At 70.0% G+C, this 7,808-nt stretch carries 9 protein-coding genes; 5 read left to right on the forward strand and 4 right to left on the reverse strand.

All coding sequences use genetic code 11. The features are described from left to right. Nucleotides 1-157 precede the first annotated feature (157 nt). The gene (locus NX1_RS35755; protein ID WP_084501922.1) at nt 158-457 is read right to left on the reverse strand and encodes a hypothetical protein; all 300 of its coding nucleotides are present in this window, start codon (nt 455-457) and stop codon (nt 158-160) included. Nucleotides 458-748: 291 nt separating this feature from the next. Here NX1_RS35755 and NX1_RS32310 point away from each other — a divergent pair, with 291 nt between their 5' ends. Then, nucleotides 749-1,237: a hypothetical protein gene (locus NX1_RS32310; RefSeq protein WP_068068046.1), complete on the forward strand. Its 489-nt coding sequence runs from the start codon at nt 749-751 to the stop codon at nt 1,235-1,237. A gap of 50 nt (nt 1,238-1,287) precedes the next feature. Here NX1_RS32310 and NX1_RS32315 read toward each other — a convergent pair whose 3' ends face one another. Both NX1_RS32315 and NX1_RS32320 read right to left on the reverse strand, forming a co-directional pair. Further along, a complete protein-coding gene (locus NX1_RS32315; RefSeq protein WP_068068049.1) occupies nt 1,288-2,415 on the reverse strand; it encodes an acyl-CoA dehydrogenase family protein in 1,128 nt (375 codons plus the stop codon). Between the two features lie 9 nt (nt 2,416-2,424). Continuing rightward, a complete protein-coding gene (locus tag NX1_RS32320; RefSeq protein WP_068068052.1) occupies nt 2,425-3,597 on the reverse strand; it encodes an acyl-CoA dehydrogenase family protein in 1,173 nt (390 codons plus the stop codon). A 235-nt stretch (nt 3,598-3,832) separates the two neighbouring features. On the opposite strand from NX1_RS32320, the gene NX1_RS32325 reads away from it, so the two are divergent. Then, entirely contained in the window at nt 3,833-4,579 is a 747-nt protein-coding gene (locus NX1_RS32325; RefSeq protein WP_068068054.1) for a hypothetical protein, read from the forward strand. Between the two features lie 217 nt (nt 4,580-4,796). Here NX1_RS32325 and NX1_RS32330 read toward each other — a convergent pair whose 3' ends face one another. Then, nucleotides 4,797-5,705 (reverse strand): SMP-30/gluconolactonase/LRE family protein, encoded by a 909-nt coding sequence (locus NX1_RS32330; RefSeq protein WP_157120303.1) that lies wholly within the window; start codon nt 5,703-5,705, stop codon nt 4,797-4,799. A 102-nt stretch (nt 5,706-5,807) separates the two neighbouring features. Between NX1_RS32330 and NX1_RS32335 the strand changes: the two genes are divergently transcribed. The 3 genes from NX1_RS32335 to NX1_RS32345 all read left to right on the forward strand — a co-directional run. Beyond that, entirely contained in the window at nt 5,808-6,530 is a 723-nt protein-coding gene (locus tag NX1_RS32335; protein WP_068068056.1) for an alpha/beta hydrolase, read from the forward strand. Between the two features lie 53 nt (nt 6,531-6,583). After that, nucleotides 6,584-7,006: a hypothetical protein gene (locus NX1_RS32340; protein ID WP_245668817.1), complete on the forward strand. Its 423-nt coding sequence runs from the start codon at nt 6,584-6,586 to the stop codon at nt 7,004-7,006. After that, nucleotides 6,999-7,808, forward strand: an 810-nt coding sequence (locus tag NX1_RS32345; protein ID WP_157120305.1) for a WXG100 family type VII secretion target, incomplete at its 3' end; no start/stop codon positions are given. The genes NX1_RS32340 and NX1_RS32345, both read left to right, overlap by 8 nt.

A 7,808-nucleotide genomic window follows, 5' to 3' on the forward strand; every position in this document is an offset into this window, starting at 1 on the left:
GATCCGCAAAATGCATCCGGCGCGATCCCGCCTCGTTCCGCGCTTCCGCGGAGGTTCGACGGACTCCGTCCGCTGCGCTTGTCAGGCGTCACGATAAGCGTCGAAGACGCCGAGCGCCAATGACTTTCGCAGCGACATCACGGAAAAGAACGGTTGCTCAGTCGGTGCCGCTCCTAGCCCCGCTGTCCGCGCGGATCTTGAGCAGGACGAGTCCCGCGGTGCACGCCAAGATCAGACCCGCAACGGTGATCTCGACGTGCAAGCCCGCGATGCCAAGCACGGCCCCGACGACACCGCCGAGGAAGAACAGCCAGGCCAGCGCTCGCGCCACGATGGTCGGCACGGAACGCGCGGGCGGATTCGACGCTTTCTGCTTCGCCGCTTCCTGATTCGCATCCTCCGTCGTGTCGGAGGTCGAGTCTGCCTGCGGCAGCGGAGAGGTCGAGTATGCTCCCATCATCTTCTCCTCGGTGACGCCGATCAGAGTGTTCGTCGCGCCGCACGACCAGCGCGTCTCTCATTCTGATACAGCGTCTCATGCGTAACTTTGATCACGTACGCTACGGCCCGCACAGGGGCCTCCGCCGCGACACGTGCCCGCGACACGCGGACGAGATCAATTCGATATCTGAATCATTGATGTTTAAAAGTTTCGGTCCGGGGGCGGTGTAGGCGGAGGTACGCCTGGCCCGGGTGACCGACCTGGTTTATGGTGAGCCCACTCGAAACACACGAGGAGTGTCCCCGAATGGAGAGCAGCAGGGCCAAGATCGCGGGACCAGCGATCGCAGCGGGAGCGGTCTCGCTCGGTTTGGTTCTCATCGGCTCCTGCGGGATCGGCGGCGAGGAAACCTACGTCCCGCCACCGCCGCTCAAGGACGGTCCCGCCGCGGCGGCCGTGGTCCGAGACGACGGTTCGACGGGAACGGTGTCGCGCATCGTGATTCCGCCTTCGCCGACCTGGCAGATGGCGCCGGGCGGACCCCCGCGCAGGCCGGCCGGCTACAGCACGATGACCGTTCCGCCGGAAGAGGCATCGGAGTCCAGCACCACCCGGCCCGAGCACACCACGGAGGCGCGTACCACGGCGCCCGAAACCACCAGGGAGACCGAGGAACCGACGACGACCCGGCGGACGCTGTCGGCAACGACACCGCCGCCTGCCGCCGACGAGGAAACGACCACCCGCCGCCCGGCCGCCACCCCGCGGGCGAGCTACCAGGGCGAAGACGAATAGGGCGGCGGCGCGGACGCTTTCGCCCGCACCGCCGCCCTGCCGCCGCGGTCCTACAGCTCCGGCAGGTCGTAGCTGCCGACCCGGGCGCTGAGCACCTTCAGGTGGTCGAGGTCGCCGCCGAGCGTCCGGCCGATCGCGGTGAGCCGCGCGACGTAGTGGCCGACCGGGTACTCCGAGGTGACGCCGATGCCGCCGTGCATCTGGATGGCTTCCTGCCCGACATGCCTTGCCGCGCGTCCGACCTGGAGACGGGCGCGCGAGGCGACCACCGGGTCGTTGGCGCCGTCGGCCAGCGACGCGGTGACGTACAGGCTCATGCTGCGCGCCAGCTCCAGCGAGACGTACATGTTCGCCGCCCGCTGGGTCAGGGTCTGGAACTTCGACAAGGTGACGCCGAACTGCTTGCGGGTCTTGAGGTACTCGGTGGTCAGCCGCAGCGCCTCCTCCATCGCGCCGATGGATTCCGCGCAGAGACCCGCGTGCGCGTGACCGAGCGCGATCTGCACGGCTTCGCTCGCGTCCAGCGCGTCACCGAGCAGTTCGGCGGGCGCCTTGTCGAAGGTGATCTGCGCGCCGCGCAGCCCGTCGACGGTGCGGAATGCCTTGCGTGACACTCCGGCGCCCTCGGCCGCGACCAGGAACAGGCCGACGCCGCCACCCGGCAGCACCGCGCTGACCACCAGCTCGTCGGCGCAATCGCCGTGCGCCACCGGGTTCTTCACGCCGCTCAGCAGGTAGCCGTCGCCTTCGGCCGTCGCGCTCGTCGCGAGCTCGGTGGACGGCCACCGCACACCGGGTTCGGCGTGCGCGAAGGCGAGCAGCTTCTCGCCCGCCGACACGGCGGGCAGGATCCGCTGCCGCTGTTCGGCGCTGCCGACCTGCGCGATCACCGCGCCGGGCACCAGGACCGCGTCCAGCAGCGGCTCCGGCGCGAGCCTGCGGCCGATCTCCTCGAGCACGACCATGGTCTCCACCGGACCGGCGTCGACGCCGCCGTCCTCCTCGCTGAAAGCGAGGCCGAGCACGCCGAGTTCGGCGAGCTGGCGCCACACGTCGCGGCTCCAGCCGAGCTCGGTGTCGGTCACCTTCAGCCGGGACTCCGGGTCGTAATTGCCGGCCAGCACGTCGCGCACGGTGTCGCGCAGCATGACCTGTTCATCGGTGAGTTCGAATTCCATGGCCAAGCCTCACAATCCGAGGATCGTGGAGGCGATGATGGTGCGCTGCACCTCGCTCGAACCTCCGTAGATGGTTGTCTTGCGGTAATTGAGGTAGCTGGGGCCGCTGCGTTGCGCCCAGCCGGGGGAGGCGATCTCGTCCGCGTCGACCGGAAGCGCGTCCGGGCCCGCGATGTCGAGCAGCAGCTCGGTGGCGGCCTGCTGGAGCTCCGAGCCGCGCAGCTTGAGCACCGAGGAGGCCGGGTTCGGCTTACCCTCGGTGCTATTCGAGACCACGCGCAGCTGGGTGAGCTCGAGCGCGAGCAGCTCGTTCTCCAGTTCGGCCACCCGGGCGGCGAACATCGGGTCCTCGAGCAGCGTCCCCGAACCCGACTTGATCTGGCGCGCGTAGTCCTTCGCGACACCCAGCTTCACCTTGGTGCGGCCGACACCGGTGATGCCGGTGCGCTCGTTGCCGAGCAGGAACTTGGCGTAGGTCCAGCCCATGTTCTCCTCGCCGACCAGCTGATCGGCGGGCACCCGCACGTTCTCGAAGAAGACCTCGTTCACCTCGTAGCCGCCGTCGATCAGCTTGATCGGGCGGATGGTGACGCCGGGGCTCTTCACGTCGAACAGCAGGAAGGAGATGCCCGACTGCTTCTTCGGCGCGTTCGGATCGGTGCGCACGAGGCAGAAGATCCAGTCGGCGTACTGGGCCAGCGTGGTCCAGATCTTCTGGCCGTTGACGATGTAGGAGTCGCCGTCGCGCACCGCGGTGGTGCGCAGCGACGCCAGGTCGGAACCGGCGTCCGGCTCCGAGAAGCCCTGGCACCACCAGATGTCGAGGGCCGCGGTGGCGGGCAGGAAGCGCTCCTTGAGCTCCTGCGAGCCGAAGTGCGCGATGACCGGACCGACCATCTGGGCGTTGAACGTCAGCGGCTCGGGCACCGAGGCCAGCTGCATCTCGTCCTGCCAGATGTGGCGCTGCATCGGGGTCCAGTCTTTGCCGCCCCACTCCACCGGCCAGTTCGGCACGGCGAGGCCGTTGTCGTTGAGGATCTTGTGCGTCGTGACGACGTCCTCACGGGAGAGCTCGTGGCCGTACTTCACGCGGTCACGGATCTCCGCCGGAATCTGAGTGCGGTAGAACTGCCGCAATTCGTCCCGGAAGGCCGCCTCATCGGGGGACAAGGATATTTTCATACGCAACTCCCGTTGTGTCTCGTAATGCAGGGTCCAACCTACCCCGCGGTAATCCGGCCTTGTCGAGGGGATCACAATCGCGATCCAGTAGGCATGACACCGCGCCGACCGCCTCCGCGCAACCCCGCGGCGACCGGCGGAAACCCGTTCGGCCGACTCGGCGGCGGACGCGGCGAACTGGTACGTTGCAGCCCAGGGCCGGGGAAGCCCGTGGTTCGTATTCGAGGAGAACTTGGTGAACGGCAGAACCATCGCACGCGTGGCCGCGACTGTGACTTCCCTCGTCGGCGCGGTTCTGCCCCTCACCGGACCCGCCGCCGCCGCGCCGGACGCGACGATCGATCAGGCCGTCACCCAGCTCACCGAACGCGCCGGAACGGACCCCGCCGCCCGTGCGGGCGTCGACGCGCTCGGCTCGTACGTCAAGCTCGTCGACGTCGCCGAGCTGCGCGACATCGCGGGCGCCTGGGCGCCCTTCGCCTACGCCGCCCCCACCTTCGGCTGCGGCAGCAACGGCCCCATCACCACGATCATCGCGGCGGGCACCACCCAGGGCAGCAACCCCGACCACGGCGCGAGCCCGGAGCCGGGAACCCTGCGCTTCAGCGCCACCCCGTCGCACTCGGGCGCCCCGCTCAACTCCGGCCTCGTGGTGGCGTGGCTCAACGTCAACAACGGACTCAGCGGCATCGACGCGCTCGACGACATGACCGAGTTCAACCTGCCCACCCTGTCCAAGACCGTGCACACCGGCCCCGGCACCGTGATCGCGTCGATGTGGGGCGTCATCGGCTACCCCGGGGCGCACTGCGTGATGACGCCGACCGTCGGCACGTTCGTCGTTCCGGAGGCACCGGTCGCCGCGCCCGCACCCGCCGCACCCGCGCCCGTCGCGCCGGAGACCGCCCCTGCCGCACCGCAGCCCGCGCCGGGTGTCGCTCCCACGCCGCAGCCCGCGCCAGGCATCGTTCCCGGCAGTTAGTCGTCGGCGGATCCGTGACGGCCGCGGTGAACCCGCAGCGCCCGCACACCGCAGCTCCGGCACGCCTCGCCCCTTGGTAACCAGCAGCCGAGCCCACACCAACATCGCATTCCGCGCCAGCAAGCAAGCGATGCTCCTCGCATACCGCCCACACGCCTCGCAGCGATCACAACACCTGCGAGGCGTGTGCGGGGTCTGCGAGGACAGCGGGTGACGGTCAGGGGGCGAGTTGGATGCGGAGGATCGCGCCGCGTTCGGTGCCCGCGAGTAGTTCGCCGGGGCGGTCGGGAACGGCGACGGCGGAGGTCATCGGTTCGCTCGCGAGGACGCGGCAGGACTGGCCGTTCCGGTCGATCCGGACGAGCTGGCCGGACAGCGTCGTCACGTAGACCGCACCCGTCTCGTCCACGAGCAAATCGTCGGCGAAATCGGGAACGCCGGGCAGGGCGGACGACAAATCGGTGAGGACGGTGCGGCTTTCCGGATCGGTGACCGGGAAGCGCAGGACCCGGCCCAGCGGGCCGCCGTTGGAGGTGAGATACACCGTGCCGTCGTTTATCGCGATGCCGTTCGCGTTCAGCTTCGCCCGCTCGCTCCAGCCCGTGTCCACGACGCCGTCGCGGCCGATGCGGATCACCCCGGTCGCCGAGGCGACGTAGAGCGCGCCGTCGGCGTCGAAGGCGGCGCCGTTGGGCATGGTGAACCCGGAGGCGAAGATCTCGGGGCGAGGGTCGGCGGCGGCCGGGTCGAATCGGACCACACCACCTGGGCGCACCACGCTGGTCGGCGCGTCGCCGTAGACCGCGTACATGAGACCGTCCGGTCCGAGCCGGACCGCGCCGGGGTATTCCACCGGCACCCGTGCGGTCAACTGTCCGGCCCCGTCGTAGCGCTGCACCTCATTGCGGTACAGCCGGGACACCCACAGATTGCCCTGCCGGTCGTAGCCGAGATTCTCCGACCAGTCCAGCGCAGGAACGGCGGCGGGCACCGCCGTCGTCGCGGTCGCGGGCGCGCATCCTGGACCCGGCTCGGCGGTCGCGCCAGGGGCGGCGATTCCGACGCAGGCGAGGGCGACGGCGAGCGCGGGTAGGCCTCGTGCGGCGAGCAGCTCGACGATGGACACCTGGGACCTCCTGATCGGCACCGCGAACGGGCGCATTGTAGCGACGATTTCACCGGAGTGGTGAAGTCCCCTGAGGGGCAGAAGTTTTGGCACTATCAGTGCATGCTCTTCTTCGACGGCTCACGCGGCAGACTGCACTATCGGCGGTGGCCGGTCGACGGTCACGCGGCCGTGGCGGTGTTACTCCCCGGTATCGGACAGCACACCGGCCACTATCACCGGTTCTCCCGTATCCTGCGCTCGGTCGACATCGAACTATGGGGACTGGACACCGCGGGCCACGGCCTGAGCGAGGGCGATCCCGAGCACCCTGGCACCCTCGCCGAGCTGGTCGCGGACGCGACCACGCTGGTCGATCTGGTGCGCGCAGAACTACCGGAATCGCCACTGCTGCTGATGGGGCACTCGCTCGGCGCGGTCACCGCGCTCGGCATGCTCGGCGCCGCGATCCCGGACGCGAGCACCGCCACCGACTTGAACGCCGTCGAGGCGAACTTCCCGCTCGTGCCGAGTCTCGCGCCTGGCACGCTGACCGGTCTCGTGCTCTCGGGCGTCCCGCGGCGCGCGCTCGGCAGCGGCACCCCGGGTGCGCCGGGAACGCCGCTGCCGTCCCACCTTCCTGTGCTCGCGGTGCACGGCGTGGAGGACCGACGCGCCCCGGTCGACGCGATGCGGGTCTGGACTGAACGCCACGAATGGGTAGATTTACGCGAGTACGCCGACGCCGGGCACGATCTGCTGCACGAGCCGGTGCACGCGCGGGTCGGCGCGGACATCGCGGACTGGATGCAGGGCGTCGTCGTGGGGTTGGCACGACACGCGTGAACCGAATACGGCCGCACAGCGCGGCACGATGAGGAGACAAGGGGGACGGGGCGGTGCAATCACAAGAAAGCGCGGAGCCATCACCGGGCGGCGCGGTGCGACCACAACTCACGGCGCTGAATCAAGCGGTCGACGAAGGCAGGCTCTGGATCGACGGCGTATTGGTCGCCGAGGGCGCGCACGAGCGCTGCGCCCGGCGCTACGAGCAGCTCGCCGACGAGGTGGAGGCGCAGATCCAGCTGCTGAGCGCGGCCGTCTCGCTCCCCGGGTTCGGCGGTTTCGCCTCCGGTGACGCGCTGCGCCGCGGTTTCGAGAACAAGGCAGAGGGCGCGATCGCGCGGCTGCGCGACTACGCCGACTCGGCGCGGGCGCTCGCCCAGACATTCCGCGCGGCGGCCACGGCCTACACCGAGGCCGACACCGAGCTCGCGGCCGCGGTCGGCAGGCTGGACGCGACGGGAGCGGCGCATGCGTGAGATTCCGTATCAGACCGAACGCGCACCGCACACCCGCGTCGACCCGGCCTACGCGCCGAGCGTCGAGGTCTTCGACAACCTCAGCCATCAGGAGATCCACGGCAAGGTGCAGCTGCTCGACCCGGCGGCGATCGACGTGGGCAGGCAGGCGTGGCAGAGCTCGGCGTCCGGGCTCACCGACTCGGTCGCGCAGGCGCACAACGAGATTCGCTCGACCATCGCCGACGGCTGGCGCGGCGGCGCCGCGCAGACCGCCGCCGACGCGGTGCGCGATTTCGAACAGCGCGGGCAGCAGCTCGCCGATGTGATGGCGACGGTGGCGCAGCGGCTCGGGCAGGCCGGTGACGCCGCCGAGACACTGCGTTCGGCGGTCGGTTCGCCGTCCGGCGCCGAGCCGGATCTGGCTGCCGCGCTGCTCGATCCGAACCAGGCGACCGGAAACGTCGTCACGCAGAAGGCCACCGAGCACGACCGGCAGGACGTCGTGCAGGCCATGGACAGCATCTACGCCAACGCGTTCCTCCAGAGCGGCTCCGACGTCCCCGCCTTCCCGGACGACGCGCCGATCGTCCCCGCGGGCGTCGCCACCGGCGGCACCGGGCCGGGGGCCGCGCCCGCCCTACCGGTGGTTGACACCGCGCAAACCCTTGGCGCACAGCCTGTTTCGGCCCCGACCGCGACGCCCGTGGCCACGGTCGAAACGACACGGGAGACGGAACCCCAACCGCAGCGGCCGGCGGCCACCGCCACGACCCCGGCGACGGTGACCCCCGCCGCCGCACCGGTCGCGACGCCCTCCGGC

Source organism: Nocardia xishanensis NBRC 101358, assembly GCF_001613365.1.
GTDB classification, from domain to species: domain Bacteria; phylum Actinomycetota; class Actinomycetes; order Mycobacteriales; family Mycobacteriaceae; genus Nocardia; species Nocardia xishanensis.